The sequence below is a fragment of the Massilia sp. X63 genome (genome assembly GCF_041023745.1).
GTDB lineage: Bacteria > Pseudomonadota > Gammaproteobacteria > Burkholderiales > Burkholderiaceae_D > Telluria.
In genome coordinates this window covers 241,057-266,989 of sequence record NZ_JBFTEF010000006.1, presented here as the reverse complement: position 1 = coordinate 266,989, position 25,933 = coordinate 241,057, and the positions used below count along the sequence as shown (strand labels likewise).

General features: G+C 65.7%; 29 protein-coding genes. 13 read left to right on the top strand and 16 right to left on the bottom strand.

Going from position 1 to position 25,933, the window contains the following annotated elements; all coding sequences use genetic code 11:
- The first annotated feature begins 168 nt into the window (after window positions 1–168).
- From AB3347_RS14620 to AB3347_RS14565, 12 genes are all read left to right on the top strand, one after another.
- The gene (locus AB3347_RS14620; protein WP_369092534.1) at window positions 169–543 is read left to right on the top strand and encodes an Mth938-like domain-containing protein; all 375 of its coding nucleotides are present in this window, start codon (window positions 169–171) and stop codon (window positions 541–543) included.
- A gap of 91 nt (window positions 544–634) precedes the next feature.
- The gene (locus AB3347_RS14615) at window positions 635–1,009 is read left to right on the top strand and encodes an EamA family transporter (RefSeq protein WP_369092533.1); all 375 of its coding nucleotides are present in this window, start codon (window positions 635–637) and stop codon (window positions 1,007–1,009) included.
- A 214-nt stretch (window positions 1,010–1,223) separates the two neighbouring features.
- Complete coding sequence (locus tag AB3347_RS14610) at window positions 1,224–1,694, top strand: peroxiredoxin (RefSeq protein ID WP_369092532.1); 471 nt, start codon at window positions 1,224–1,226, stop codon at window positions 1,692–1,694.
- A gap of 227 nt (window positions 1,695–1,921) precedes the next feature.
- Window positions 1,922–3,775: a PhoH family protein gene (locus tag AB3347_RS14605; RefSeq protein ID WP_369092531.1), complete on the top strand. Its 1,854-nt coding sequence runs from the start codon at window positions 1,922–1,924 to the stop codon at window positions 3,773–3,775.
- 100 nt (window positions 3,776–3,875) lie between these two features.
- Window positions 3,876–4,682: a hypothetical protein gene (locus AB3347_RS14600; RefSeq protein WP_369092530.1), complete on the top strand. Its 807-nt coding sequence runs from the start codon at window positions 3,876–3,878 to the stop codon at window positions 4,680–4,682.
- 36 nt (window positions 4,683–4,718) lie between these two features.
- Complete coding sequence (locus AB3347_RS14595; RefSeq protein WP_369092529.1) at window positions 4,719–5,090, top strand: YciI family protein; 372 nt, start codon at window positions 4,719–4,721, stop codon at window positions 5,088–5,090.
- Window positions 5,091–5,191: 101 nt separating this feature from the next.
- The gene (locus AB3347_RS14590; protein WP_369092528.1) at window positions 5,192–5,560 is read left to right on the top strand and encodes a YciI family protein; all 369 of its coding nucleotides are present in this window, start codon (window positions 5,192–5,194) and stop codon (window positions 5,558–5,560) included.
- A 24-nt stretch (window positions 5,561–5,584) separates the two neighbouring features.
- On the top strand, window positions 5,585–5,998 hold the full coding sequence (locus AB3347_RS14585; protein WP_369092527.1) for a VOC family protein: 414 nt from the start codon (window positions 5,585–5,587) through the stop codon (window positions 5,996–5,998).
- A gap of 18 nt (window positions 5,999–6,016) precedes the next feature.
- Entirely contained in the window at window positions 6,017–6,454 is a 438-nt protein-coding gene (locus AB3347_RS14580; RefSeq protein ID WP_369092526.1) for a VOC family protein, read from the top strand.
- The gene (locus AB3347_RS14575) at window positions 6,454–7,737 is read left to right on the top strand and encodes an RNA polymerase sigma factor (RefSeq protein ID WP_369092525.1); all 1,284 of its coding nucleotides are present in this window, start codon (window positions 6,454–6,456) and stop codon (window positions 7,735–7,737) included. The genes AB3347_RS14580 and AB3347_RS14575 overlap by 1 nt, the downstream gene beginning before the upstream one ends.
- A 170-nt stretch (window positions 7,738–7,907) precedes the next feature.
- Window positions 7,908–8,813, top strand: a complete 906-nt coding sequence (locus AB3347_RS14570; protein WP_369092524.1) for an MBL fold metallo-hydrolase — start codon at window positions 7,908–7,910, stop codon at window positions 8,811–8,813.
- A gap of 100 nt (window positions 8,814–8,913) precedes the next feature.
- Window positions 8,914–9,159, top strand: a complete 246-nt coding sequence (locus AB3347_RS14565; RefSeq protein WP_369092523.1) for a hypothetical protein — start codon at window positions 8,914–8,916, stop codon at window positions 9,157–9,159.
- Between the two features lie 42 nt (window positions 9,160–9,201).
- On the opposite strand, the gene AB3347_RS14560 is transcribed toward AB3347_RS14565, so the two are convergent.
- The 8 genes from AB3347_RS14560 to rpsF form a co-directional block, all read right to left on the bottom strand.
- Complete coding sequence (locus AB3347_RS14560) at window positions 9,202–11,952, bottom strand: EAL domain-containing protein (protein WP_369092522.1); 2,751 nt, start codon at window positions 11,950–11,952, stop codon at window positions 9,202–9,204.
- A 133-nt stretch (window positions 11,953–12,085) separates the two neighbouring features.
- Window positions 12,086–13,096 (bottom strand): anion permease, encoded by a 1,011-nt coding sequence (locus AB3347_RS14555; RefSeq protein ID WP_369092521.1) that lies wholly within the window; start codon window positions 13,094–13,096, stop codon window positions 12,086–12,088.
- A gap of 24 nt (window positions 13,097–13,120) precedes the next feature.
- The gene (locus AB3347_RS14550; protein WP_369092520.1) at window positions 13,121–13,747 is read right to left on the bottom strand and encodes a DUF47 domain-containing protein; all 627 of its coding nucleotides are present in this window, start codon (window positions 13,745–13,747) and stop codon (window positions 13,121–13,123) included.
- Between the two features lie 122 nt (window positions 13,748–13,869).
- Window positions 13,870–15,255 carry a replicative DNA helicase gene (locus AB3347_RS14545; RefSeq protein ID WP_277481735.1) on the bottom strand — a complete coding sequence of 462 codons (1,386 nt, stop codon included), beginning with the start codon at window positions 15,253–15,255 and terminating at the stop codon, window positions 13,870–13,872.
- Between the two features lie 142 nt (window positions 15,256–15,397).
- The gene (gene rplI / locus AB3347_RS14540; RefSeq protein WP_224942846.1) at window positions 15,398–15,850 is read right to left on the bottom strand and encodes a 50S ribosomal protein L9; all 453 of its coding nucleotides are present in this window, start codon (window positions 15,848–15,850) and stop codon (window positions 15,398–15,400) included.
- A 37-nt stretch (window positions 15,851–15,887) separates the two neighbouring features.
- On the bottom strand, window positions 15,888–16,178 hold the full coding sequence (rpsR, locus tag AB3347_RS14535; protein ID WP_036249492.1) for a 30S ribosomal protein S18: 291 nt from the start codon (window positions 16,176–16,178) through the stop codon (window positions 15,888–15,890).
- A 46-nt stretch (window positions 16,179–16,224) separates the two neighbouring features.
- Window positions 16,225–16,515: a primosomal replication protein N gene (priB, locus tag AB3347_RS14530; RefSeq protein WP_369092519.1), complete on the bottom strand. Its 291-nt coding sequence runs from the start codon at window positions 16,513–16,515 to the stop codon at window positions 16,225–16,227.
- A 39-nt stretch (window positions 16,516–16,554) separates the two neighbouring features.
- A complete protein-coding gene (gene rpsF, locus AB3347_RS14525; protein WP_369092518.1) occupies window positions 16,555–16,947 on the bottom strand; it encodes a 30S ribosomal protein S6 in 393 nt (130 codons plus the stop codon).
- A gap of 295 nt (window positions 16,948–17,242) precedes the next feature.
- Here rpsF and lexA point away from each other — a divergent pair, with 295 nt between their 5' ends.
- Window positions 17,243–17,875: a transcriptional repressor LexA gene (lexA, locus tag AB3347_RS14520; protein ID WP_369092517.1), complete on the top strand. Its 633-nt coding sequence runs from the start codon at window positions 17,243–17,245 to the stop codon at window positions 17,873–17,875.
- A gap of 74 nt (window positions 17,876–17,949) precedes the next feature.
- On the opposite strand, the gene AB3347_RS14515 is transcribed toward lexA, so the two are convergent.
- The 8 genes from AB3347_RS14515 to AB3347_RS14480 all read right to left on the bottom strand — a co-directional run bounded on the left by AB3347_RS14515 (window position 17,950) and on the right by AB3347_RS14480 (window position 25,796).
- On the bottom strand, window positions 17,950–18,684 hold the full coding sequence (locus AB3347_RS14515; RefSeq protein ID WP_369092516.1) for a sel1 repeat family protein: 735 nt from the start codon (window positions 18,682–18,684) through the stop codon (window positions 17,950–17,952).
- Window positions 18,685–18,799: 115 nt separating this feature from the next.
- Window positions 18,800–20,053, bottom strand: a complete 1,254-nt coding sequence (locus AB3347_RS14510; RefSeq protein WP_369092515.1) for a cystathionine gamma-synthase family protein — start codon at window positions 20,051–20,053, stop codon at window positions 18,800–18,802.
- Window positions 20,054–20,065: 12 nt separating this feature from the next.
- Entirely contained in the window at window positions 20,066–21,589 is a 1,524-nt protein-coding gene (gene purF, locus AB3347_RS14505; protein WP_369092514.1) for an amidophosphoribosyltransferase, read from the bottom strand.
- Window positions 21,590–21,640: 51 nt separating this feature from the next.
- Window positions 21,641–22,129, bottom strand: a complete 489-nt coding sequence (locus tag AB3347_RS14500) for a CvpA family protein (RefSeq protein ID WP_369092513.1) — start codon at window positions 22,127–22,129, stop codon at window positions 21,641–21,643.
- 28 nt (window positions 22,130–22,157) lie between these two features.
- Window positions 22,158–23,117 (bottom strand): SPOR domain-containing protein, encoded by a 960-nt coding sequence (locus AB3347_RS14495; RefSeq protein WP_369092512.1) that lies wholly within the window; start codon window positions 23,115–23,117, stop codon window positions 22,158–22,160.
- A gap of 12 nt (window positions 23,118–23,129) precedes the next feature.
- Window positions 23,130–24,428, bottom strand: coding sequence for a bifunctional tetrahydrofolate synthase/dihydrofolate synthase (gene folC / locus AB3347_RS14490; RefSeq protein WP_369092511.1), 1,299 nt, complete (start codon window positions 24,426–24,428; stop codon window positions 23,130–23,132).
- Between the two features lie 80 nt (window positions 24,429–24,508).
- Window positions 24,509–25,381 carry an acetyl-CoA carboxylase, carboxyltransferase subunit beta gene (gene accD / locus AB3347_RS14485; protein ID WP_369092510.1) on the bottom strand — a complete coding sequence of 291 codons (873 nt, stop codon included), beginning with the start codon at window positions 25,379–25,381 and terminating at the stop codon, window positions 24,509–24,511.
- A 142-nt stretch (window positions 25,382–25,523) separates the two neighbouring features.
- A complete protein-coding gene (locus AB3347_RS14480) occupies window positions 25,524–25,796 on the bottom strand; it encodes a hypothetical protein (RefSeq protein WP_369092509.1) in 273 nt (90 codons plus the stop codon).
- Window positions 25,797–25,933: the final 137 nt, after the last annotated feature.

The window sequence follows — 25,933 nt, the reverse complement described above, 5'->3', positions numbered from 1 at the left end:
TGCGCTTTGTTGCACTGCGAAAAATACCATTCTGCCGAAAGCGCACGATTTAAGCAACCACGCTTCTCCCGGTTACAATGCTCCTTTCGCCGCGGCCTTGCCAGGCCGCGCCAACCCTGCCGTTCGCGGCCCGCTTCTGCGCCGCCCGCGGCCTACATTCGCGATACGATGAAGCTCCATTCCGACAATACCCAGCAGTACCAGACCGTCACCGGCTACGATGCCAGCGGGGTCGAGATCAACGCCGAGCGTTACAACTACAGCCTGACGGTGATGCCGGAAGTGCCGCCGCGTGCCTGGCCCGTCGCGCGCTTCGAAGACCTGACCGCCGCCCATTTCGAAGACATCGCCAAGGATGCGCCGGACGTCGTGGTACTCGGCACCGGCGAGCGCCAGCGCTTCGTCCATCCGAAACTGGTGGCCAGCCTGTCGGCCCTGCACGTCGGCGTCGACTGCATGGACAGCCAGGCCGCCTGCCGCACCTACAATGTCCTGATGGGCGAGGGCCGCAAGGTCACCCTGGCGCTGATCATCGGCGCCTGATTCCGGCGCAACCCGCGCTGCCGCAGCGCGCCACGCGCGGCCGGCACGGCTGCGCCCTGGCTCGTCCCTTCCGCACAAGACCAATAACGATATGAACCCATCGGCATTTGCCTTCATCATCACCGGCGTCATCCTGAATGCCGCCGCCCAGCTTCTGCTCAAGGCCGGCACCAATGCCCTCGGCGGCGCCATCCACCTTACCCGCGACAACTGGTTCACGACCGGCCTGAAGGTTGCCACCCAGTGGCCGATCGCGCTGGGCATGCTGTGCTACGGCGTCTCGCTGGTGGTGTGGATCCTCGGCCTGTCGCGCACCGACGTCACGGTCGCCTACCCGATGCTCTCGCTCGGCTACGTGATCGGCGCCTTCGGGGCCTGGATGTTCCTGGGCGAAGTGATCTCGCCACAGCGCATGCTGGCGATCGGCGTGATCATGCTGGGCGTCGTCCTGTTGGCGCGGAGTTGAGACGCAAACAAGACGCAAATATTTTCCATTTTGCATCTTGAAGAAATGAAATCTTGCGCCATATTGCGCGGAAGACCCCATCCTGGCCGGCCCTGCCCAGTCGCCGCGTACATACAGGACTAGCAAGGGCCGGCTGCGGCGATTATCATTCCGGTATCCGCCGCCCTGCCCCTGCAGGGACCCGGCGGCAACGCCATGACACCAGGAGAACCCCGTGGCCGAAAGCCTAACCGCCGCAACCGTCGAGAATTTTTCAGCCCCCATGACGGGAGGCCAGACCTTCGAGCTGGCCGGACGTCCCGCGAAGTACACCGTGCTGTACTTCTATCCCAAGGACAACACCCCGGGCTGCACGACCGAGAGCATCGCCTTCCGCGAGGCCCATCCGGAATTCCAGGCCGTCGGCGCCGAGATCTACGGCATCAGCCGCGACAGCCTGCGCTCGCACGAAGGCTTCAAGGGCAAGCTCGGACTGCCCTTCGAACTGATCTCGGATCCGGAAGAAGCCGTGTGCAATCAGTTCGGTGTCATGAAGATGAAAAACATGTACGGAAAACAAGTGCGCGGCGTTGAGCGCAGTACGTTTATCATTGACGCTCAAGGCCGATTGGTGAAAGAATGGCGTGGCGTGAAAGTCAACGACCACGTGGCCGAAGTGCTGGAATTTCTGAAGAGCCAGCCCTGAAAAAGGATGGCTCCAGCAACCAGTTTCTTAACTTTAGCTGGATTATTGCCACCTATTTTGAGTCTCCGAGCATCTCATCCGCTTTACTCCTCCCGCTGCCGCCGGACCGGCATCCTCCGGCTGCAGCCCAAACCTCAGCAAGACCCCAAAGTAGCATCGTTTCCGTGCAGCGGCGCGCCCGTGCTGCGCCCGCACGTCCCTAAGTCCCTATTTGAATCGAGAACCTGATGCCACTGCCAAAAATGCCAAGCAAGCCAGCGACCATGCTGCTGGCGAAAGATTACCCCAAGGCGGAACCGGGCAAGTCGCCCGTGCGCCCGGCGTCCGCCAAGGCCGATGCCGACCTCGAAGAACTGATCAGCGGCCAGGCCGTGCCGACGCCCAAGGCGAACAAGGCGCGCAAGGCCAAGGCGGCGGCGCCTGCCGCCAATGACGCCGCAGTCGCCGGTACCACGGCCGGCAGCACCGGCACCGCGCCGGTGAACGTGGTCGACGCCCCGGCCGCCGCAGCGCCGACCGGCGAAGCGCCGCTGGCCAAGGGCCCGGCACGCAAGTCGAAGGACGGCGTGGGCGCGCGCCTCCGCGAGCCCGATGCCGACCAGCCGCATCCGGTCAAGCACAAGGCTGTCGAAGTCACCGTCAAGTCCTCCACCAGCCGCAAGGCCGACCGCAGCGGCACCACCAAGGTGTTCGTGCTCGACACCAACGTGCTGATGCACGACCCGACCTCGCTGTTCCGCTTCGAGGAACACGACGTCTACCTGCCGATGATGACGCTCGAGGAGCTCGACAACCACAAGAAGGGCATGTCGGAAGTGGCGCGCAATGCCCGCCAGGTGGCGCGCACGCTGGACGCCCTGATCGCGAACGTCGACGACGACGCCATCGAGGCCGGCATCCCGCTGGCCAAGCTGGGCAACAAGGACGCGCGCGGCCGCCTGTACTTCCAGACCAACCTGGAATCGGCGCCGCTGCCGGAAGGTCTGCCGGAAGGCAAGGCCGACAACCAGATCCTGGGCGTGGTGCGTGCGCTCGAAGAGCGGATGAAGGGCCGCGCCATCGTGCTGGTGTCGAAGGACATCAACATGCGCATCAAGGCGCGCGCGCTGGGCCTGCCGGCCGAGGACTACTTCAACGACCATGTGCTGGAAGACACCGACCTGCTGTACTCGGGCATCGTCCAGCTGCCGGACGATTTCTGGAACAAGCACGGCAAGGACATGGAGTCCTGGCAGGAAAGCAAGAACGGCTACTCCACCACCTTCTACCGGATGACCGGGCCGGTGATCCCGACCCTGCTGGTGAACCAGTTCGTGTTCATCGAGCCGCAGAACGGCGAAGCGCCCTTCTACGGCCAGGTGAAGCAGATCAACGGCAAGACCGCGGTGTTCCAGACCCTGCGCGACTACAGCCACAACAAGAACAACGTGTGGGGCATCACGGCGCGCAACCGCGAGCAGAACTTCGCGCTCAACCTCCTGATGAACCCGGAGTGCGACTTCGTCACCCTGCTGGGCCAGGCCGGTACCGGCAAGACCCTGCTGGCGCTGGCCGCGGGCCTGGCCCAGGTGCTGGAGACCAAGCAGTACAACGAGATCATCGTCACCCGCGTCACGGTGCCGGTGGGCGAGGACATCGGCTTCCTGCCGGGTACCGAGGAAGAGAAGATGTCGCCGTGGATGGGCGCCTTCGACGACAACCTCGAAGTGCTGATGAAGTCCGACAGCGACGGCGGCGACTGGGGCCGCGCGGCCACGCAAGACCTGATCCGCTCGCGCATCAAGATCAAGTCGCTGAACTTCATGCGCGGCCGCACCTTCGTGAACAAGTTCCTCATCATCGACGAGGCGCAGAACCTGACGCCGAAGCAGATGAAGACCCTGGTCACGCGCGCCGGCCCCGGCACCAAGATCCTGTGCCTCGGCAACATCGCCCAGATCGACACGCCTTACCTCACCGAAGGCTCGAGCGGCCTGACCTACGTGGTCGACCGCTTCAAGGGCTGGAGCCACAGCGGCCACGTCACCCTGGCGCGCGGCGAACGCTCGCGCCTGGCGGACCACGCCAGCGAGGTGCTGTAAGCTTGCCTTCGATCCCGCCTGCCGCCCCGGCGGCAGGCGCCATCCCGAAACGCTCACCGCAAGGTGGGCGTTTTTCATTGGTGCCCACTATTCGCCACGCATGATCTTTCCACTGAAACTGCTGCTCGTCCCTTCCCTGATCGCCCTCGTCACCCTGGCCGGCCGCCGCTGGGGGCCGGGCGTGGCCGGCTGGCTGTCGGCCTTCCCGATCGTCTCCGGTCCGATCCTGCTGGTGATCTCGCTCGAACAGGGGCCGGCCTTCGCCGCCAGCGCGGCCGGCAACACGCTGCTGGCGGTGCTGGCCATCCTGGTCTTCAGCGTCGCCTATGCGCGCTGCGCCCGCCGCGGCATGCCGCGCGCATTGACCGCCGCCCTGCTCGCCTACGGCATGGCCGTGCTGGTGCTGCAGGCCCAGCCCGTCCAGCTGCCGCTGTGGGCCGGCTTCGCCGCCGTCGTGATCGCGCTGCTGGTGGCGCCGCGCCTGTTCGGTCCGGCACCGGCGCCGGCCGCCGCCGTCAAACCTGCCAATGACCTGCCCTGGCGCATGCTGGCCGGCGCCCTGCTGTCGCTGAGCGTCACCCATGCCGCCGCGAGCCTCGGCCCGCGCCTGTCCGGCCTGTTCGCGATGTTCCCCGTGATGAGCACGGTGCTGGTCGGCTTCTCGCACCGTGCAAACGGTCCCGGCTTTGCGGTGGCGCTGCTGCGCGGCATGGTCAACGGCTACTATGCCTTTGCCGTGTTCTGCCTGGCGCTGTCGCTGCTGCTGGGTTCGCAGCCGATCGGGCTGACCTTCCTGCTGGCGACCGCCGCCGCACTGGTGGTGCAGTTGGGCGTCAAATGGGCCTGCAGCGTCCTTGCGCGCAAGGATTTGCCCAAGGCGCGTGCCGGCGGCCAGAAGGCAGCATAGAATAGCCGCGTCCGATCCAACCGAGGAGAGAGTCCGATGCCGCACATGCTGTTGATCCATGAACCCGTCGGCCAGCGCGCCACCCGCAGCGAGGCCGAGGGTCGCGCCGTCTACGACCGGATGCTGCGCTGGGGCGACGACCTGCGCAGCCGCGGCCTGTTGCTGGGGGCGGAATCGCTGGCCTCGCAAGACAAGGCGGTGCGCGTGAGCGTCCCGTCCGGGGGCACCGGACCGGGGAAGGCGCGCATCGTCGACGGCCCGTTCGCCGAGGCCAAGGAAATGGTCGGCGGCTTCTTCCTGGTCGATGTCGACACCCGCGAAGAAGCGGTCGCGCTGGCGCAGCAGTGCCCGGCGGCGGAGTGGGCGACGGTGGAGGTGCGCGGCCTGGCACCCTGCTTTGACCGCTGAGAAAAACATTTTCATCCGCGATGTCGAATGAGGCAGGCTCCGTTCGTCGTGGCAGATGGAAGCCCTCCAGGCGCTTCCATCCCCACGACAAGGAGACCACCATGCGTTTCATGATCATCGTCAAGGCCACTCCCGACACGGAAGCCGGCATCATGCCTGCCCAATCCCTGTTCGACGCCATGACCGCGTACAACCAGGAGCTGGCCCGCGCCGGCGTCCTGCTCGACGCCAACGGCCTGCGCCCGAGCCGCGACGGCTGGCGCATCCGCTACGACGAAGGACGCCGGACCGTCACCGACGGCCCGTTCGCCGAGACCAAGGAGCTGGTCGCCGGCTACACCCTGATCCAGGTGCGCTCGCGCGAGGAGGCGATGGAGTGGTCGCGCCGCTTCCCCAACCCGCACGGCGAGCTCGCCGATCCCGAGATCGAAGTCCGCCAGCTCTACGAGCCGGCGGACCTGCCCGCTTGACGCCCCCACGAAAAAGGAACCAGCATGAAAAAGCAGATTGCCCTCACTCTCCCGGTCCGGGACCTCGAACGCAGCAAGGCCTTCTTCGCCGGACTCGGTTTCGGCTTCGACGCCCGCTTCAGCAACCAGCACGCGGCCGGCCTGGCCGTTTCCGACGACATTTGCGTGATGCTGGTGTCCGAAGCCTTTGCCGGCACCCTGTGCGCCAAGCCGCTGGCCGACCCGCGCACCAGCCGGATCGCGACGCTGTGCCTGTTCTGCGACAGCCGCGCCGAGGTCGACGCCCTGGTGAGCAAGGCCCAGGCCCTCGGCGCCACCCTGCCGGAACCGGCGGAGGACCACGGCTTCATGTACCAGCACGGCTTCGAAGACCTGGACGGCCACATGTGGGCGCTGACGTACATGGACAGCATGCCCGGGCAGCAGGCCGCCGCCTGAGCAGACAAGGAGAGCACCATGAACAAGCAGATCTACGTGAATCTTCCAGTGAAGGACCTGGAACGCAGCAAGGCCTTCTTCGGCGCGCTGGGTTTTTCATTCAACCCGCAGTTCACCGACCAGAACGCCGCCTGCATGATCGTCAGCCAGGACATCTACGTGATGCTCCTCACCGAGCCCTTCTTCCAGGGCTTCACCCACAAGCCGGTGGCGGATGCCCGGACGAGCACCGAAGTGCTGCTGTGCCTGTCGTGCGACAGCCGCGCCGCGGTCGACGACATGGCGGCCAGGGCCCTGGCCGCCGGCGGCGCGCTGCCGAACGCGCCGAAGGACCACGGCTTCATGTACCAGCACGGTTTCGAGGACCTCGACGGCCACATGTGGGAGCTGGCCTATATGGAGAGCATGCCCGCGCAATCGGCGGAAGCGGCGCAAGCAGCGGACCCCGCGATCTGATGGATGCACAGGTCGAGCGCAGCATCGCCGCCGTCTGGCGCATCGAATCGGCGAAGATCGTGGCCGTGGTGGCGCGCATGGTGCGCGACGTCGGGCTGGCCGAGGAACTTGCCCAGGATGCGCTGGTGGCGGCCCTCGAGCACTGGCCGCGGCAAGGCATCCCGGACAATCCGGGCGCCTGGCTGACCACCACGGCCAGGCATGCCGCGCTCGACCGGATGCGGCGCGACCGCCTGCTGCGCCAGAAACTCGAGCAGATCGGCCTCGACCTCGAGGCGCAGGAGGCCCTGGTCGTGCCGGATTTCGTCGACACGCTCGACGCCGCCCGCAACGACGTCTTCAAGGACGATCTGCTGCGCCTGATGTTCACCGCCTGCCACCCGGTGCTCTCGCGCGATGCGCGCCTGGCGCTGACGCTCAAGCTGCTGGGCGGCCTGTCCACCCAGGAGATCGCGCGGGCCTTCCTGGTGCCCGAGGCCACCATGGCGCAACGCATCGTGCGCGCCAAGCGCAGCCTGGGCGAAGCGCGGGTGCCGTTCGAGCTGCCGCCGCCGCAGGAACTGGGCGAGCGCCTCGGTGCGGTGCTGGAAGCGGTCTACCTGATCTTCAACGAAGGCTATACCGCCACCGCCGGCGAGGACTGGATGCGACCGGCGCTGGTGGACGAGGCCCTGCGCCTCGGGCGCATGCTGGCCGAACTGGCGCCGGGCGAGCCGGAAGCGCACGGCCTGGTCGCGCTGATGGAACTGCAGGCTTCGCGCATGGGCGCGCGCCTCGACGCGCAGGGGCGTCCGGTGCTGCTGCTCGACCAGGACCGCGCGCGCTGGGACGGCGTCCTGCTGCGGCGCGGCCTGGCCGCCCTCGAGCGCGCCGCAGGGCTTGGTCGACCCGTCGGCCTGGCGCGCGGGGCCTACCTGCTGCAGGCCGAGATCGCGGCCTGCCACGCGCGCGCCCACGTCGCCGACGCTACCGACTGGCAGGCCATCGCCGCGCTGTACGGCGAACTGGCGCAGGTCCAGCCCTCGCCGGTGGTCGAGCTGAACCGGGCGGTGGCGGTCGGCATGGCCGACGGTCCGGCCGCCGGCCTGCTGCTGGTGGACGCGCTTGCGCAGGAAGGCAAGCTGGCCGGCTACCACTGGCTGCCGAGCGTGCGCGCCGACCTCCTGGCCAAGCTGGGCCGCAGCGAGGAGGCGCGCCGGGAATTCGAACGCGCCGCCGCCATGACGGCCAACAGCCGCGAGCGCGAACTGCTGCTCGAACGCGCCCGCACCCTGCGCCCCTGACACGAAAACGCCCCGTGGAATTTCTGGAAAGTGTCGCCATGTTGCGAGCGGCTGTACATGGCGGCGGTGCGGCAATGTTGAAAATTACAATTTCCCGACGCTTCGGCAGGCAAAGCCGCTATCATGATCGACATTCCAAAAGATAAAGGCAGTCTGGCAGGGGAGTCCCGATGAAATTCCGCTTCTGGGGGGTGCGTGGTTCGATACCCTCCCCAGGTCCACGCACGGCGCGCTACGGCGGCAACACCACCTGCATCGAAGTGCGCACCGACGACGACACCCTGATCGTCCTCGACGGCGGCACCGGGCTGTTCCCGCTGGCCCAGCACCTGCTGGCGCAGCCGCGCAGCGGGCAGGCTGCGCCGCTCGAGGCCAACATCTTCATCACCCACAGCCACTGGGACCACATCCACGGCCTGCCCTTCTTCACGCCGCTGTTCATCAAGGGCAGCCGGGTGCGCCTGCACGGCGCGCATGACCCGGTGAGCGGCCGCGGCATCGAGCACGTGATGGGCGTGCAGCTGCAGAACAGCTACTTCCCGGTCAGCGAAACCCAGTTGGGCGCCACCATCGAATACCGCACCCTCGACATCGGCGTGCCGGTCGAGGTCGGCGACGCGGTGGTGGGTAACGTCCTGATGAACCACCCGGTGACCAACCTGGGCTACCGCATCGCCTGCGGCGGGCGCGCGCTGTTCTTCACCGGCGACCACGAGCCCTGGCACAACCCCTATGCGCCGGACGACGCCGCCTTTGGCGCCTTCGAAGCCCACCTGGCGCAGCGCCAGCACGCCATCGACGCCGCCATGGAAGGCGTGGACGCGCTGATCGTCGACTGCTCCTACACCCGCGAAGAGTACCCGTCCAGGGTCGGCTGGGGCCATGGCACTTTTGACGCCGCCATCGAGATGGCGCTGCGCGTCGGCGCCCGCGCCCTGTACTGCACCCACCACGAGCCGACCCGCGGCGGCGACGAGCTCGAGGCCGCGTTCGCCGCGGTGACGGCGCGCTGGCGCGAGCGCCTGGGCGCACTGCAGGTGCAGCTGGCCTTCGAGGGCCTCGAGGTGGGCCTGTGACGGAGGACGAGGCCGCCGGCCAGCCCGCCTTGTTCCGCAAGCGCCAGCAGGTCACCTTGCCGGCAGCAGCCAGATTTTTTCACTTGTCAGGAGAAGACGCATGAAATACCTGCCGCTTTGCGCCGCCCTCGCCATGGCCCTCGGCCTGGCCGGCTGCGCCACCGACACCCCCGCCACCGGAGAGAAGATCGCCCGCGAAGAGGCCTATGCCCCGGTCGGCACCTTCATCCCGCGCAAGAACGGCACCGGCCTGGGCGCTGCGCCGGTGACTGCCGTCGACAAGACCGCGGTCGAGAATGCGCGGGCCATGAATTCCAACGGCGTGGCCGGCATGCCCAACAAGTGATGCGGCCGCGGCGCGGCTGAAGAAAGAACAGCGCCGCCCGGTTCAGGAGCGCAGGCGGCCGGCGCCGGCATGCGCCGCCGGCGCCCGGTACTCTTCCGGAGGCACCGGCCGCGAGAAGAAATAGCCCTGCCCCTCGTCGCAGCCGAGCGTCTGCAGCAGCTGCATCTGGCGGCGGCTCTCGATGCCCTCGGCCACCACCCGCATGCCGAGCGCATGGGCCATCGCGATCATCGAGGCGATCAGGGTGTCGCCGTCCGGGTGCTCGATCCGCAGCACGAAGGCGCGGTCGATCTTGAGCACGTCGAAGCGCAGCCGCTGCAACTGCGACAGCGAGGAGTAGCCGGTGCCGAAGTCGTCGATACAGAGCTTGATGCCCAGTTCGCGCAGCTGGCTGAACACGGCGGATTCGCCGATTCCCTCCTGCATCATCGACGATTCGGTGAGCTCGATTTCCAGCAGCGAGGGCGAAATGCCGTGGCGAGCGATGGCGCTGCGGAACTGCGTCATCACGTCGGACTGGCTGAACTGGCGCGGCGAGATGTTGACCGAGACCGGCACCGGCGCCTTGCCGTCGCGCGCCCAGCGCGCCAGCTGGCCGCACACGCTGTCGATCACCTGCTCGCCCAGCTGGACGATCAGGCCGGTTTCCTCGAGCAACGGTATGAAACGGTCGGGCCCGGTCAGGCCCTGGCCCGGGCGGTCCCAGCGCACCAGCGCCTCCATGCTGGAAGCGGCGCCGGAGACCAGGTCCACGCGCGGTTGGTAGTGCACCACGAACTGGTGCTGGTCGAGCGCGCGGCGCAGCTCCATCTCGGTTTCGAGCCGGCTGCGGATGGCCTCGAAGAAGCGCGACTGGAAGAAGCAGAAGTTGCCCTTGCCTTCGGTCTTGACCGCGTACATCGCGATGTCGGCGTTCTGCAGCAGGGTCTCGGCGTCCTCGCCGTGCTCGGGGTACAGGCTGATCCCGATCGATGCGCCGAGCACGTTGGTCGTATGCTGCAGGTGGAAGCCGTCGCGGAAGGCCGCCAGCACGCGCCCGGCGACGTGCTCGACGTCCGCCACGCTGCCGACCTGTTCCAGCACCACCACGAACTCGTCGCCGCCGAGGCGCACCACGTGGTCGCGCGGGCGCACCGCCAGCTTCAGGCGTTTGCCGACGGTGCGCAGCAGCTCGTCGCCGGCCGCATGCCCGAGCGCGTCGTTGACCGTCTTGAAGCCGTCCAGGTCGATGAACAGCACCGCCAGCTTGCGCCCGGACGCGCGCGCGCCGTCGATCGCGCGCGGCAGGTATTGCTGGATCCAGTAGCGGTTCGGCAGGCCGGTGAGCTCGTCGGAACTGCTGCGCCGCTCGAGCTCGGCCAGGTGGGCCTTGGACTCGCTGATGTCGCGGATCGTCACCGCCAGGTCGCCGTCGGCGCGTACTGCCTTGTAGCGGATCCAGTGCGCTTTCAGGGGCTGCTCCGGTCCGGGCGCCACCGGCAGCTCGCGGTCGTAGAGGCCGGTGTCGTAGGCATGCACCAGCCGCGCGCAGGCCTTGGCGAACAATTCGCCGTCGTAGAACTCGGACAGGCGGTGTCCGATCAGCTCCTCGGGCCGCTTGCCGAACATGCTGGCGCCGTAATGGTTGCAGTCGACCACGGCGAAATCGCGGATGACGCCGTGCCGGTCGCGCAGCGGGCGGTTGATGAAGAAGCCGTCGCCGGCATCCTCGGTGGCCAGGCGGTAGCTGGCACGGATGGTCTCGATCTGGTAGCGGCGCCAGCGCGCGTGGACGTAGGTGCCGGTGATCAGCAGTGCGGCCAGCACGATCCAGCCGGTGTTCCACCAGGCCTCGGCCAGCTGTTCCTCGCGGTGAGCCCGGTAAGGCGCCATGGCGGAATAGGCGTCGATCGCCACGATGCCGACCAGGTCGAGGTCGGGAAAGGGCTGCCAGCCGACCACGCGCAGCCGCCCATCGGCAAACCAGCGTCGGCTGCCGAGCCAGGCCACCCCGGCCGCCCTGTCGGAGGGCATGGGCGCGAGCAGGAAAGGCTTGCGGTAGGAATGGACGGTGGCGCCGGTGCGGGTAGCCAGGATGGCGCCGTCGCGGCGCGCCACCCCGACGAAACCGTCGTCGCCCATGACCGGATCGGCGTAGTGCTGCGTGAAGAAGGCGGGCAGGACCGTGATCAGCACCACGCCGTCGAAACGCCCTTCGGGCGAGCGCAGCGGGCGCGAAAAAGCCACCACTTCGCGCCCGGTGAGCTGGCCGTCGAGCGGGCCGCTCAGGTACAGGCGGTCGGCGCCGGCGCGCTGCTGCTCGACAAAGTAAGGCTTGTCGCCGAAATACTTGCCCACCGCGTGCGGATGGCTGCTGGTGAGCACGAAACCCTCGCGGTCGATGAAGGCGACCGCAGAAATATACTGCTGGGCGAAGATGCCGGCCTCGATGGTGCCGGCCAGGTCGCCGCGGTAGCCCGCGGTGACCCAGGCATGGCGCAGCAGGAGCAGGAGCCGGTCGGTTTCGGCAATCGAGCGCCGGGTACGAATGACCAGGTTGCGCGCATAGGCGTCGGCCCGCTGCTCCAGCTCGATCCCGCGGTCGCGCCGCTCGCCCGCGAGGTCGTTCAGGACGAAGCCCCACAGGACCGCGGCGGCGGCCACGGCGATGGCCGGCCACACGAGCAGGAGCGCCAGCCGCTCGCGCAGGAAGGCCAGAAAGGGCCCCAGCGGCCCCAGCGGGCCCAGCGGGCCGAGCGCCCCGAAAGGGATCGAGGTTCCGCCCGGCATTTTCTTGTCGGTACGCGGATTCATCTGTGGACATGCACGGCGTGCGGCGAACCAGTATAACCCGCGCATGCGGCGGCGCAGGCCGGCCGCGCCAACCGTACGCCGCCCAAAAAAAGAGCCCGGCAGTGCCGGGCTCTTCGATACAGCAAGCGCTGTCTTACATGATGTGGGTGCCGATCCACCAGGCCACCGCGGCCATGAAGGCCGACGCCGGGATGGTGAAGATCCAGGCCCAGACGATGTTACCGGCCACGCCCCAGCGCACCGCCGATGCCTTCTGCGAGGCGCCCACGCCGACGATGGCGCCGGTGATGGTGTGGGTGGTCGAGACCGGGATGCCCCAGAAGCTCGCCATCAGGAGGGTCATGGCGCCGCCGGTTTCGGCGCAGAAGCCGCCGACCGGTTTGAGCTTGGTGATCTTCTGGCCCATGGTCTTGACGATGCGCCAGCCACCGAACAGGGTGCCGAAGCTGATCGCCGCATAGCACGAGATGATGACCCAGGTGGGCGGATAGGCGTCGGCCGGGTTGGTGTAGCCGGCGGCGATGAGCAGCATCCAGATGATGCCCATGGTCTTCTGGGCGTCGTTGCCGCCGTGTCCGAGCGAGTAGCCGGCCGCCGAGGCCAGCTGCAGGCGGCGGAACCAGACGTCGACCTTGCGCGGGGTGGATTTCACGAAGATCCAGGACACCAGCAGCATGATGACCGAGCCGAGCACGAAGCCCAGCAGCGGCGCCAGCACGATGAACAGCACGGTCTTGAGCAGGCCGGCCGAGATCAGCGCGCCGGTGCCCGACTTGGCCACCGCTGCCCCCACCAGGCCGCCGATCAGCGCGTGCGACGAGGACGACGGGATGCCGTAGTACCAGGTGATGATGTTCCACACGATGGCCCCGACCAGGGCCCCGAAGATCACGTAGTGGTCGACCACATGCGGGTCGATGGTGCCCTTGCCGATGGTCTGCGCCACCTTCATGCTGACCACGAAGATCGCGATGAAGTTGAAGAAGGCGGCCATGGCCACGGCGGACTGCGGCTTCAGGACGCCGGTCGACACGACGGTCGCGATGGCGTTGGCAGAGTCGTGGAAGCCGTTCATGAAGTCGAACACCAGCGCCAGCAGCACCAGCATGCCCAGCACGTAGATGCTGATATGTAGAGATTCCATAATTATTCTTGTTCTGCGCGGTGCTTACGCGTTTTCGACGATGATGCCTTCGACGATGTTCGCCACGTCTTCGCAGCGGTCGGTGACAGTCTCGAGGATCTCGTAGATTGCCTTCATCTTGATCAGGTTGCGCACGTCCGGTTCGTCGCGGAACAGCTTCGACATGGCGGCGCGCATCACGTGGTCGGCATCCGACTCGAAGCGGTCGATCTCTTCGCAGATGGCGACGATCTTCTGGGCGTTGCCCATGTCGTGCAGCAGCGCGACGGCTTCCTGCACCTTCTTGCAGGCCGACAGGCACAGTTCGGCCAGGCGCGCGGCTTCCGGGGTGACGGCGTGCAGGTCGTACAGCGAGACGGTCTGCGCTGCGTCTTCCATCATGTCGAGGATGTCGTCCATGCTGGTGATCAGCTTGTGGATGTCGTCGCGGTCGAGCGGGGTGATGAAGGTCTTGTGCAGCAGGTCGACGGTGGCGTAGGTGATCTTGTCAGCCTGTTTTTCGATGCTCTCCACGGCGTGGGTGCGGTTTTCCAGGTCGTCGAAGTGGGTCATCAGGCCAACCATCTCCTGCGCGCCCTTCACGCACAGCGCGGCGTGCTGGTTGAACAGGTCAAAAAACTTGCCCTCCTGGGGCATCAGGCGTCCGAACATTTTATTCTCCGTTGTGAATCTCTTGGGACTTCAAAACCGCTGCCACGGCTGGCGGCGGCAAAGTGAACCGGCTTGTTGCCGGCTTATAGTGAAAGTGACACTTCGCTTGGCACTGCTCGAACTTAGTCGCCCTGGTAGATGGCGAGGTTACCGCTGTAGTTGCCAAACTTGGTGTAGGAGCCGATCCAGGTAAGGCGAATCGCCCCGATCGGGCCGTTACGCTGCTTACCGATGATGATCTCGGCGGTTCCCTTATCCGGCGAGTCGGGATTGTAGACCTCGTCACGATACAGGAAGATGATAACGTCGGCGTCCTGTTCGATAGCGCCCGATTCGCGCAGGTCGGACATGACGGGACGTTTGTTGGGTCGTTGTTCCAGCGAGCGGTTCAGCTGGGACAGGGCAATGACGGGGCAATGCAGCTCTTTCGCCAGGCCCTTGAGCGAACGCGAGATCTCCGAGATCTCGGACGCGCGGTTGTCGCCCGGCTGGCTGCCCTGCATCAGCTGCAGGTAGTCGACGATGATCAGGCCCAGCTTGCCGCACTGGCGCGCCAGGCGTCGTGCCCGTGCGCGCATCTCGATCGGGTTCAGCGCCGGCGTCTCGTCGATGTAGAGCTGGGCGTCGTTCATTTTCTGGATGGCGTGCGTCAGGCGCGGCCAGTCCTCGTCGTTCAGGCGGCCGGTACGCAGGCGGTGCTGGTCGAGCTGGCCGACCGAACCGAGCATACGCATGGCCAGCTGGGCGCCGCCCATCTCCATCGAGAACACGGCCACCGGCAGGCCGGCTTCGATCGCCACGTTCTCGCCGATGTTGACCGAGAACGCCGTCTTGCCCATCGACGGACGGCCGGCCACGATGACCAGGTCGCCCGGCTGCAGGCCCGAGGTCATGCGGTCGAGGTCGATGAAGCCGGTCGGCACGCCGGTGATCTCGCCCTGGTTCTCGCGCGAATACAGCTCGTCGATGCGCTCGACCACCTGGGTCAGCAGCGGCTGGATCGGGTTCCAGCCCTGGGCGCCGCGGGCGCCGGATTCGGCGATCGCGAAGATCTTCGACTCGGCCTCGTCGAGCATCTGCTTGACTTCCTTGCCTTGCGGGTTGAAGGCATTGCCCGAGATCTCGTCGGCGACGGTGATGAGTTTACGCAGGATGCCGCGGTCGCGCACGATCTCGGCGTAGCGGCGGATATTCGCCGCCGACGGCGTGTTCTGCGCCATCGCGTTCAGGTACTGCAGGCCGCCCACTTCCTCGGCCTTGCCGAGCATGTTGCAGGCTTCGTAGACCGTGATCACGTCCGCCGGCTTGCCGGCGTTGATCAGGCGGACCATCTGTTCGAAGATGATGCGGTGGTCGTAGCGGTAAAAATCGTCCGCGTGCATGAAGTCGGCAATGCGGTCCCAGGCCGCGTTATCGCGCAGGAGGCCGCCGATGACGGACTGCTCTGCTTCGATGGAATGCGGCGGGATGCGCAGGGAATCGACTTGCGGATCGGATGGGGAATTCATGGCGGGCATTATACCGTTTCCGGTCACACGGCTGACATCATTGGTGAGAATTTCCACCAATAAAAAAGCCGGGCGAACCCGGCTTTTTCATTTATACAACAACGCACTGGTGGGCATACACCCACCCTGCGCTTGTCTGCTATTAAGCAGCTTCGCCGACGACGGCGATGGTGATCTCCGAGACGACGTCGGTGTGCAGCGCGACGGCGACCGGGAACTCGCCGGTGGTCTTCAGCGGACCCGTCGGCATGCGAACCTGCGACTTCTCGACGGCGAAACCTTGCTTGCTCAGGGCTTCGGCGATGTCGAAGTTGGTGACCGAACCGAACAGACGGCCGTCCACGCCCGCCTTCTGGGCGATGGTGACGGTCATGCCGCTCAGCTTGTCGCCTTGTGCCTGGGCAGCCGACAGCTTTTCAGCTGCTGCTTTTTCCAGTTCGGCGCGCTTGACTTCGAACTCGGCCACGGCTGCCTGGGTGGCGCGGCGTGCCATCTTTTGCGGGATCAGGAAGTTACGTGCGTAACCGTCCTTGACTTTGACGACGTCGCCCAGGTTGCCGACGTTGACCACTTTTTCGAGCAGGATAACTTGCATATTTATTCTCCAGGTATTCTGACTGACGTGCCGACGATTAGGCGTTGTGCAGGTCGGTGTACGGCAGCAGCGCGAGGTAGCGTGCGCGCTTGATGGCGGTGTCGACCTGGCGCTGGTAGTGCGCCTTGGTGCCGGTCAGGCGTGCCGGCATGATCTTGCCGTTTTCCTGGACGAAGTCCTTCAGGGTGTCGACGTCCTTGTAGTCCACCTGTTCCACGCCTGCGGCGGTGAAGCGGCAGAACTTCTTGCGCTTGAACAGCGGGTTCTGCTGTTTGCGCTTGAGTTTTTCTTTAGCTTTGTTTTTGTCGAACTTTTTACCGAATGCCATTTCGAGGCTCCTGTATCTAATCTAAATTGGCCGTGTCGCTGGGCGACTATGCGGCACTGAAATCAATGATGTGAAACACCAAGGCTTTGCTGTTGCGGTTCTTCCGTGCGAGGAATCCTTCGAAGCGGTAGGCGGCGCCGAGTTCGGCGTCGGCAACCCGGCCTGAAATCGTGCCCGCGGCCAGCGCGGGGATATCAAACTCGACCTGCCTTGCCACCCCTGCCTCTTCCTGCTGCGAACTGTGCATCAGGATGACGCCCACGATGGGGACGCCGGCCGGGGTATAACGCAGTACGTCACGCTCCGCGATGGTCGCGATGAGCTGGAACTGGTTCACTGCGCTGTGTCGCTTCCTGCTGAATTCCTGGGGAAAAACTTAGGCAGCTGCGGCCGGGGCAGCGGCAGGCGCTGCGGCTTCTGCGCGGTGGCTCTTGGCTGCGTCTTCGCGCTGGACCGACTTCATCATCGGCGACGGTGCGGTTTCGGCCTTCTTCATCTTGACGGTCAGGTGACGCAGGACGGCATCGTTGAACTTGAATGCGGTTTCCAGCTCGACCAGGGTCTCGTTGTCGCACTCGATGTTCATGCAGATGTAGTGGGCTTTCGGCAGCTTCTGGATCTGGTAAGCCATCTGGCGACGGCCCCAGTCTTCCACGCGATGGATGTTACCGCCGCGGCTGGTCACCGTGGTCTTGTAACGCTCGATCATCGCCGGGACTTGCTCGCTCTGGTCCGGGTGGACGATAAAAACGATTTCATAATGACGCATGCAACACTCCTTAAGGACGTTTAAACAAATGCCCACCTCGGCGTCAAGACGAGTGTGGGAAGGGAAAGCCTGCCATTATAGCCGGAAAAATGCGTCGATGGGAATCGGGGGCGTGGCCTGGGCGCAGCAAAGCCCGGCGGTTCGGGGCGGCATGCGTGCGTCGCACCACACTTCGTGGGCGTTTCAGACTGCATTGCACAATTTTTTTACAGTTTTCCCGTGTTTGCCCTTGCGCATATCAGAATACTGTACAAAAATACAGTCTGCTCTTACAACCATTTGCCGTAACACACCCATGCTCAAGCTCACTGCAAGGCAAGAACAGATCCTTAACCTGATCAAGGAAGCGATCGAAAACACCGGCTTCCCGCCGACCCGCGCCGAAATCGCGGCCGAGCTGGGTTTCAAATCGGCCAACGCGGCCGAAGAACACCTGCAGGCGCTGGCGCGCAAGGGCGCGATCGAGATTTCGCCGGGCACCTCGCGCGGCATCCGCCTGGTCGGCGCCTCGGTCGAACAGGTCCCGCTGGTGCCTGCGGCCCTGATGATGTCGCTGCCGCTGGTCGGCCGCGTCGCCGCCGGCTCGCCGATCCTGGCCCAGGAACACGTGGAAGCCACCTACTCCGTCGACGCCGCCATGTTCTCGGCGCGCCCCGACTTCCTGCTGAAGGTCAAGGGCTGGTCGATGCGCGACGCCGGCATCTGCGACGGCGACTTCCTCGCGGTCAAGAAGATCGACAGCGCCAAGAACGGCCAGATCGTGGTCGCCCGCCTCGGCGAAGAAGTCACCGTCAAGCGCTACCGCAAGACCGGCAACCTGGTCGAGCTGCTGCCGGAAAACCCGGACTTCAAGGTGATCCAGGTGTCGCCCGAAGACGAGTTCGCGCTGGAAGGCCTGGCGGTCGGCCTGATGCGCAGCTGGCACTGAGCCTCCCGCGCTTCCGGCATCGTCCGCGAATGCGTGGGCCCTCGTGGCCCACGCGTCGCCGGTGAAGATCCTGATTACTGAATCTTCTTGTCCGCCCAGTACGAGTCCTTCTTGGCGGACTTCACCATCTTGTTGTGCTCTTCCACATAGGCCTCGGTCGCCGAGCGCCAGGCGGCGAAGTCCGCCAGCAACAGCTTCGAACTTACCTTCGCCTCTTCGCTCAGGTTGCTGTGCAGCTGGGTCAGGTAGGCAGTCGACTTCTCCATTTCTTCCTTGTTCATCAGCTTCTGGATGTCCGGCGGAATGCGCTTGGTGAGCGGGGTCGCCTCGTTCAGGTTGGTAACGAACTTGTTGTAGCACTCCTGCCACGCGGCCACGGCCGCGCCGATGCGGTCGATATCGGCATTGATCTTCGACATCGCCGGAATGCGCGGCGTCACGCAGCGGAACTCGCCCGACTTCAGGTCTTCGCCGTCGTAGCCGCTGATCCAGTAGTCGATTTCCTTGCGGCGCTGGGCGCGCTGGTCGATCATCTCGAGCGAAGCGGCGGCGATCTTGTTGCCCTTGGCGGCAGCCTTCTTGAACAGCGCGGCCGCCCTGGCCTCGTCCACCTCGCCTGCTTCGCCATAGAAGTACATCTGGCCCAGCGCCTGCTGGGCGGCCGGATTGCCGGCATTGGCCAGCCTGGTGTAGATCTTCACGGCCGCAGCGTAGTCCTTTTTTTCGAACAGGGCGTTGGCGTCTTCCAGCTCGCCGGCAAAGGCGGCGCCGCACAGCAGCAGGGATGCAAGGAACAGCTTGGTCTTCATGGCAGAGGAGGATGAGGGAAAGAAATCCCATGATAGCGGCATTCCCCTGCCCCGCTCAACCGCTGATGCAAAAACGGCAGCCGAGGCTGCCGTTTTCATGTTGCGCCGACCCCGTTCAGGCGTCCAGCGCCTGGCGGAAGTCCGCCAGCAGGTCGTCGGTATCCTCGATGCCCACCGAAACGCGAATCAGCGACTCGGCAATGCCCATGCTGGCGCGCCGCTCCGCCCCCATCTCGAAGAAGATGGTGTGCGCCACCGGGATCACCAGGGTGCGGGTGTCGCCCAGGTTGCTGGCCGGGATGCCAAGCTGCAGGCGGTTCAGGTAGTCGAAGCAGTCGATATCCTCGCGCAGCTCGAAGCTCATCAGGGAGCCGCCCGCGCGGAACAGCACCTCCGTGATGCCGTGCTGCGGGTGCGAGGCCAGGCCCGGGTAGTGCACCGCCGCCACGCGCTCATCGGCCTCCAGCATCCGGGCCAGCGCCAGCGCGTTGCCGCAGGTGCGTTCCATGCGCAGCGCCAGGGTCTCGGCGCCCACCGCGATGTGGTGCGCCGCTTCCGGCCCGAGGGCCGCGCCGAAGTCGCGCAGCGCCTTGGCGCGCAGCTGGGCCAGGCCCTGGGCTGCGACCGGCTGCTTGCGGAAGTTGGGCGCGATGTGCGGGTAGGCGCTCCAGTCGAACAGGCCGGTGTCGGTCAGCGCGCCGCCCAGCGCGTTGCCGTGACCGCCGATCGACTTGGTCAGGGAATTGACCACCAGGCCCGCCCCCACCGCCTTCGGACGGAACAGCCAGGGGGTGGTCATGGTGTTGTCGACCACGTACAGGATGCCGCGCTCACGGCACAGCTGGCCGATGCGCGCCAGGTCGGCCACCTGGGTGCGCGGGTTGGCGATGGTCTCCACGAACACCATGCGCGTGTCCGGCTTCAAGACTGCTTCGACGTTGGCGACATCGGTCGCATCGACGAAATCGACGGCGACGCCCTGGCCGGCCACGGTTTGCCACAGGCTGTTGGTATTGCCGAACAGGAAGGAGGACGAGACGATGTGGTCGCCCGCGCGCAGCAGCCCCTGGAACAGCGCGCCGATGGCGCCCATGCCGGTGGCGAAGCAGATGGTGCCGACGCCGTCTTCCATCTTGCTGATCTTGTCCTCGAGCGCGCCGACGGTCGGATTGCCCTGGCGGCCGTAGCGGAAGCCCGGCTCCTTGCCCTGGAACACCGACGCCAGCTGGCGCGCGTCGCCGTAGCCGAAGGCCACCGAGGTGTGCACCGGCTTGTGCAGAGAGCCGTGCTCGACCGCCTTGCGGCGGTCGTTGTGCAGGACGGTGGTGGTGAAGCCGTACGAAGCCGGCTTTGCTTGCGACTCACTCATGGGAGGCCCCCGTCACTCCGCCGTGACCGGACGGTTGAGGTTGAGCTGGTTGGTCGGCGCGTCCTCGACCGGCTTGCTGCTGCCGTTGTGGCGTGCCGATTCCTGGAGGTCCAGGTATTCCGGTGTCACGTCGCCGGTGACGTAGACGCCGTCGAAGCACGAGGCCTCGAAGTTCTTCAGGGCCGGGTTGACGTCCGAGATCGCGCGCTTGAGCGCATCGATGTCCTGGTAGACCAGGCGGTCGGCGGTGATCTCCTGGCAGACTTCCTCGACCGTGCGGCCGTGGGCGATCAGCTCGTCGCGGGTCGGCATGTCGATGCCGTACACGTTCGGGTACAGCACCGGCGGCGCGGCCGAGGCGAAGAAGACCTTGCGGGCGCCGGCGTCGCGCGCCATCTGCACGATCTCGCGGCTGGTGGTGCCGCGCACGATCGAGTCGTCGACCAGCAGCACGTTCTTGTCCTTGAATTCGGAAGCGATCGCGTTGAGCTTCTGGCGCACCGACTTCTTGCGCATGCCTTGCCCAGGCATGATGAAGGTACGGCCGATATAGCGGTTCTTGATGAAACCTTCGCGGTACTCGACGCCGAGCTTCAGCGCCAGCTGGATCGCTGCCGGCCGCGAGGAATCGGGGATCGGCATCACCACGTCGATCTCGTCGACCGGGATCTCCTGGCGGATCTTGTCGGCCAGGTATTCGCCCATGCGCAGGCGGGTCGCGTACACCGAGGCGCCGTCGATCACCGAATCGGGGCGCGCCAGGTAGACGTACTCGAAGGCGCAGGGGTTCAGCGACGGATTCTCGGCGCACTGGCGCTCCGACAGCGTGCCGTCGTTGGCGATGAAGACCGCCTCGCCCGGCGCGATGTCGCGCACGAAGCGGAAGCCCAGGCCTTCCAGCGCCACCGACTCGCTCGCCACCAGGTATTCGGTGCCGTGCTCGCCCTCGTTCACGCCGAGGCACAGCGGACGGATGCCGAACGGATCGCGGAAGGCCAGCATGCCGTGGCCGGCGATCTGCGACACCACCGCATACGCGCCGCGCACGCGGCGGTGCACTGCGGCAACCGCCTTGAAGATCGCATCGGTGTCCAGCGTGTAGCCGTCGGCCGCTTCCTGGATCTCGTGGGCCAGCACGTTGAGCAGCACTTCCGAGTCGGAATCGGTGTTGATGTGGCGGCGGTCGTTCTTGAACAGCTCTTCCTTGAGCTGGGCCTGGTTGGTCAGGTTGCCGTTATGGGCCAGGGTGATGCCGAACGGCGCGTTGACGTAGAACGGCTGCGCTTCCTCTTCGCTCGAGGAGCCGGCGGTCGGGTAGCGGCAGTGGCCGATACCGGTATTGCCCTGCAGCGAACGCATGTTGCGCGTGCGGAACACGTCGCGTACCAGGCCGTTGGCCTTGTACATCGAGAACATGCTGCTGTGATTGGTTGCAATGCCCGCCGCGTCCTGGCCGCGGTGCTGCAGCAGCAGCAAGGCGTCATACAGAAGTTGGTTGACGGGATTGTTCGAGACGACGCCGACGATGCCACACATGGTGCGCTCCTAAAACTGGACTGCGTGATTACAAAAAGTGAAAACGGTATTTCAAAACTTGATGTGCTGCCCGAGTGCGGCAGGGAGAAATGGTTTGACGGTGCGCGCGCCGGTTTCCGCCATGGGCGACAGCAGCGCGTTTCTCCAGAAATCCTGTTCCGGGATGGAAGTCATCCCACACAATATGACGGCGGCCAGCACGATTACAATGCCACGCGCTAATCCAAACAATCCGCCCAGGCCGCGGTCCGCAAGGCTCAGTCCGGTGGCCGTGATCAGGGCCCCGATCGCCAGCGACAGCAGGCCCATCAGGATGCGCACGCCGAGGAACAGGAGCACGAAGGCCATGATCAGGCGTGCGGTCTCGCCGGGCAGCAACGCGGGCAGCATCGGCGCCAACTTGGCGCCATAGGCGTTCGCCACCACGAAGGCCACGATCCAGCCCAGCAGGGACAGGATTTCCTTCACCAGGCCCCGCAGGGTGGAAATGATGACCGACGATACCAGTACGAACAAGACCAGGTAATCGAAAATCGTCACGCCGCCAGCCCTTGCTTCATCTGGCGGGTCAGAGCGGCACCATGGTGCCGGACAGGCCCATGGCGATCAGTTTCGAGCGGATCTTCTCGCCCTCTTCCTTGCTGTACGGCCCCACCCGCACGCGGATCAGGTCGCCGGACCGCTCGGTGAACGAGGACACGCCGGCGGCACGCAGGCGGCCCTGCAGCTCGTCGACCTTTTGCTGGGTCGCCAGCGCGGCGACCTGCACCACGTATTTCTGGGACGGCCCGGCAGCTTTCACGGCCGGCTTGCCCTCGAGAATGGCGATGGCGCGCGCGGCGTCGTCCTGGGCCGGGCGCACTTTTTCTTCCGCCGGCTTGGCGGCCGGCTTCTCGGCCGGCTTCTCGATCTTCTTCGCTTCCAGCTCGGCGACCTTCGGATGCGCTTCCGGTTTCGGCTCGCGCTTCGGTTCCGGCTTCACCGGCTCGGGCTTGTGCTCGATCTTCGGCGCAGCCGGCGCGGCCGCAATGTCGAGCGTGCGCAGCGGCGCCGGATCGGCCGGCGGGGCCGCAATGCGCGCCGCCGGCGCAGCGCTCGGCGCCGGGACATTGTCCGGCGCTGCGGGCGGCGCGACCGCGGTATCTTCCGGCTCGACGATCTCTTCGCCGCTGTCGACGGTGCTTGCGGCCGGCACCGGCAGCGGCGCCGCCTTGTCCTTGGACGGGATGTTGATGGCAATGTCGGCGCCGAGCGGCTTGGGCTCGGAGTCGAGCAGCATCGGCAGGCCTACCGCGGCGGCGAGGGCCAGCGCGATCGCGCCGACCAGGCGGCGGCGCGCGCGCTTCTTCTCGGGCAGGATCGGATCGGCGCCGGTGCGCGCGCGTCCCCGGGTCGCGCCTTCGCCGGCGTGGGACGCCCGCTTGGAGCGGGCGTGCTCGCCATAGGCGGCATCGTCATCCTTGACGAAATGGCCGCTGTCCCGGACAGTGTCTTGCTTGTTTTTGCTACCGAACGAGAACAAGCCCATGCGTATGTAGAATCAGTGTAGAGAGTGTTTGCGGGCCGCCATGACGCCGGCGACCGTGTAGAACGAGCCAAAGACCACAATTCTATCATTCTCTCCTGCGCGGCTCACTGCATCTGCATAGGCTTCGGCCGGCGTGGTGAATGGCGTGACCGAAAAATCGGTTTCTTTCGCGCCCGCGGGCTTCAATGCAGCGATCTTTTTCGCCAGCTGTTCCGGCTGCGCGGAGCGCGGCGACGGCAGCGCGGTGACGCACCAGTGGTCGACGATGTCGCGCAGCGGGGCGATCACGGCCTCGATGTCCTTGTCTTCCATGATGCCGAATACCGCGTAGGTGTAGCGGTGGAAGCCCATGTTGCCGAGGTTGTGCGCGAGGGCCGCCGCGGCATGCGGGTTATGGGCCACGTCCAGCACCTGGGTCGGACGGCCCGGCAGCACCTGGAAGCGCCCCGGCAGCTCGACCATGGCCAGGCCGGCGCGTACTTCCTGCGCGCCGCAGGGCAGCTGCATGCGCAGCACTTCGAGCGCGGCCAGCGCGGCGGCGGCGTTGAGCAGCTGGTTGGCGCCGCGCAGGGCCGGATAGGCCAGCGAATTGCGGCGCTGGCCGCGCCCGCCGTAGCTCCATTGCTGCTGGTCGCCCTGGTAGTTGAAATCCCGGCCCAGCAGCCACAGGTCGGCGCCGATGCTTTCGGCGTGCTGGACCAGCGTCGTCGGGGGCACCGGGTCGCTGCAGATCGCCGCCTTCCCCGGGCGGAAGATGCCGGCCTTCTCGAAGCCGATCTTCTCGCGGGTGTCGCCGAGGTAGTCGGTGTGGTCGATGTCGACGCTGGTGACGATGGCAACGTCGGCGTCCACCACGTTGACCGCATCGAGGCGTCCGCCCAGGCCGACCTCGAGGATCGCCACGTCCACGTCCGCCTGCGAGATCAGGTGCATGATCGCCAGCGTGGTGAATTCGAAGTAGGTCAGCGACACCTCGCCGCGCACCGCTTCGACCGCATTGAAGGCCGCGACCAGGGCTTCGCTTGATGCCATCTCGCCGTTGATGCGGGCGCGCTCGTTGAAGTCGAGGAAGTGCGGCTTGATGTACAGGCCCACGCGGTAGCCGGACTGCAGCAGCACGGCTTCCAGCATGGCGCAGGTCGAGCCCTTGCCGTTGGTGCCGGCCACCATGATCACGGGACAGCTGAAGGCGAGCCCCATGCGTTCCTTGACGGTGCGCACGCGGTCGAGGCCCATGTCGATATGGGTTTCGGCATGGCGCGACTCGAGCAGCGCCAGCCAGTCGGGCAAGGTGGTCGGGAGAGTGGACATTGGATGAAATTCAGTGAGTGCGCGCGGGGCGCTGGTGCGGACGCTGGGCGTCCGCACCAGGACGGAGCTTGAGCTCTACCTCAGGCCAGCGCGTCGGCGGCCTGGTTCTGCAGCAGCGCCAGCAGGCGGGCGATTTCTTCGCGCATCTTGCGGCGGTCGACGATCATGTCGACGGCGCCCTTCTGCACCAGGAACTCGGCGCGCTGGAAACCTTCCGGCAGCTTTTCGCGCACGGTGTTCTCGATCACGCGCGGACCGGCGAAGCCGATCAGGGCCTTCGGCTCGGCGATGACGACGTCGCCCATGAAGGCGAACGAGGCCGAGACGCCGCCCATGGTCGGGTCGGTCAGCACGCTAATGAACGGCAGCTTCTTTTCCGACAGCTTGGTCAGCATGGCGGTGGTCTTGGCCATCTGCATCAGCGACAGCAGGCCTTCCTGCATGCGGGCGCCGCCGGTGGCGGTGATGCAGATGAACGGCACTTTCTGCTCCAGCGCCACCTGGGCGCCGCGGGCGAAGCGTTCGCCGACGACCGAACCCATCGAGCCGCCCATGAATTCGAATTCGAAGCAGGCCACCACGACCGGCAGGCTCATGATCGAGCCGCCCTGCACGATGAGCGCATCGGTTTCGCCGGTGGCGTCCATGGCCTGCTTGAGGCGGTCCGGGTACTTCTTGCTGTCCTTGAACTTCAGGGTATCGACCGGCAGGGCTTCCTGGCCGATCTCGTAGCGACCGCCCTCGTCGAGCAGCGCATCGAGGCGCTCGCGGGCGCGGATGCGCATGTGATGGTCGCACTTAGGGCAAACGTGCTGGTTGGATTCCAGGTCGGCGCGGTACAGGACCGATTCGCACGACGGGCACTTGACCCACAGCCCTTCGGGCATGGTCTTGCTCTTGGCGGCGTCGGAGCGCTGGATCCGTGGGGGCAGCAGTTTTTCTAGCCAACTCATCTTTTCTCCTTGCGGCAAGTCTTCGAAGTGGCGGTAGTGTAGCCGCAAGCGTGCCGCTTGTCGAATGATGTCGCCCTGCCAATTGGCATTCAGACATGATTGCTCCTTGCTCCCCTTTTACCTGTGTTCCGCGCGGCAGCGCCTACTTGCTGTCCACTTCGCTGGTGGTGAATTCGAATCCACCGACCTTGCCGGCGACGATGTTGTAGACCCAGGCGCCGATTGCGGTGAAGATGAAGCCGAGGATGGTGTACAGGACCGGCATCAGGATCAGCATGGTCAGCGAAAGGCCTTGTCCGCTGGCAGACGCAGGAATTGCCATGATCGCCACCATCGGCAGGGACAAGACCAGATAGAGAACAGCCATGACCTTGGCTGACTGGAGGACGGAGACGTGGACGATCTGTTTTTTCATGGCTACCTGCCGGGCTGGTTAATAAAAGGAACACAGGCAATGTAACCCAAGCTGCAACAGAGGGGAATGCCATCCGCGCATCCCATTCACCACGCTTAAAACAGGGACGCCGACTGGCGCCCCCACATGCTTCGCAG

Excerpts from the sequence above, each read along its gene's own strand:
- AB3347_RS14575 (WP_369092525.1), top strand. The coding sequence starts at position 6,454 with ATGGATGCACAGGTCGAGCGCAGCATCGCCGCCGTCTGGCGCATCGAA.
- AB3347_RS14585 (WP_369092527.1), top strand. The coding sequence starts at position 5,585 with ATGAAAAAGCAGATTGCCCTCACTCTCCCGGTCCGGGACCTCGAACGC.
- rplI (WP_224942846.1), bottom strand. The coding sequence starts at position 15,850 with ATGCAAGTTATCCTGCTCGAAAAAGTGGTCAACGTCGGCAACCTGGGC.
- AB3347_RS14515 (WP_369092516.1), bottom strand. The coding sequence starts at position 18,684 with ATGAAGACCAAGCTGTTCCTTGCATCCCTGCTGCTGTGCGGCGCCGCC.
- AB3347_RS14480 (WP_369092509.1), bottom strand. The coding sequence starts at position 25,796 with ATGAAAAAACAGATCGTCCACGTCTCCGTCCTCCAGTCAGCCAAGGTC.
- folC (WP_369092511.1), bottom strand. The coding sequence starts at position 24,428 with ATGTCCACTCTCCCGACCACCTTGCCCGACTGGCTGGCGCTGCTCGAG.
- AB3347_RS14555 (WP_369092521.1), bottom strand. The coding sequence starts at position 13,096 with ATGGAATCTCTACATATCAGCATCTACGTGCTGGGCATGCTGGTGCTG.
- AB3347_RS14605 (WP_369092531.1), top strand. The coding sequence starts at position 1,922 with ATGCCACTGCCAAAAATGCCAAGCAAGCCAGCGACCATGCTGCTGGCG.
- AB3347_RS14545 (WP_277481735.1), bottom strand. The coding sequence starts at position 15,255 with ATGAATTCCCCATCCGATCCGCAAGTCGATTCCCTGCGCATCCCGCCG.
- AB3347_RS14510 (WP_369092515.1), bottom strand. The coding sequence starts at position 20,053 with ATGAGTGAGTCGCAAGCAAAGCCGGCTTCGTACGGCTTCACCACCACC.
- purF (WP_369092514.1), bottom strand. The coding sequence starts at position 21,589 with ATGTGTGGCATCGTCGGCGTCGTCTCGAACAATCCCGTCAACCAACTT.
- AB3347_RS14590 (WP_369092528.1), top strand. The coding sequence starts at position 5,192 with ATGCGTTTCATGATCATCGTCAAGGCCACTCCCGACACGGAAGCCGGC.
- AB3347_RS14580 (WP_369092526.1), top strand. The coding sequence starts at position 6,017 with ATGAACAAGCAGATCTACGTGAATCTTCCAGTGAAGGACCTGGAACGC.
- AB3347_RS14615 (WP_369092533.1), top strand. The coding sequence starts at position 635 with ATGAACCCATCGGCATTTGCCTTCATCATCACCGGCGTCATCCTGAAT.
- AB3347_RS14620 (WP_369092534.1), top strand. The coding sequence starts at position 169 with ATGAAGCTCCATTCCGACAATACCCAGCAGTACCAGACCGTCACCGGC.
- accD (WP_369092510.1), bottom strand. The coding sequence starts at position 25,381 with ATGAGTTGGCTAGAAAAACTGCTGCCCCCACGGATCCAGCGCTCCGAC.
- AB3347_RS14570 (WP_369092524.1), top strand. The coding sequence starts at position 7,908 with ATGAAATTCCGCTTCTGGGGGGTGCGTGGTTCGATACCCTCCCCAGGT.
- AB3347_RS14595 (WP_369092529.1), top strand. The coding sequence starts at position 4,719 with ATGCCGCACATGCTGTTGATCCATGAACCCGTCGGCCAGCGCGCCACC.
- rpsF (WP_369092518.1), bottom strand. The coding sequence starts at position 16,947 with ATGCGTCATTATGAAATCGTTTTTATCGTCCACCCGGACCAGAGCGAG.
- AB3347_RS14600 (WP_369092530.1), top strand. The coding sequence starts at position 3,876 with ATGATCTTTCCACTGAAACTGCTGCTCGTCCCTTCCCTGATCGCCCTC.
- AB3347_RS14550 (WP_369092520.1), bottom strand. The coding sequence starts at position 13,747 with ATGTTCGGACGCCTGATGCCCCAGGAGGGCAAGTTTTTTGACCTGTTC.
- lexA (WP_369092517.1), top strand. The coding sequence starts at position 17,243 with ATGCTCAAGCTCACTGCAAGGCAAGAACAGATCCTTAACCTGATCAAG.
- rpsR (WP_036249492.1), bottom strand. The coding sequence starts at position 16,178 with ATGGCATTCGGTAAAAAGTTCGACAAAAACAAAGCTAAAGAAAAACTC.
- AB3347_RS14565 (WP_369092523.1), top strand. The coding sequence starts at position 8,914 with ATGAAATACCTGCCGCTTTGCGCCGCCCTCGCCATGGCCCTCGGCCTG.
- AB3347_RS14495 (WP_369092512.1), bottom strand. The coding sequence starts at position 23,117 with ATGGGCTTGTTCTCGTTCGGTAGCAAAAACAAGCAAGACACTGTCCGG.
- AB3347_RS14560 (WP_369092522.1), bottom strand. The coding sequence starts at position 11,952 with ATGAATCCGCGTACCGACAAGAAAATGCCGGGCGGAACCTCGATCCCT.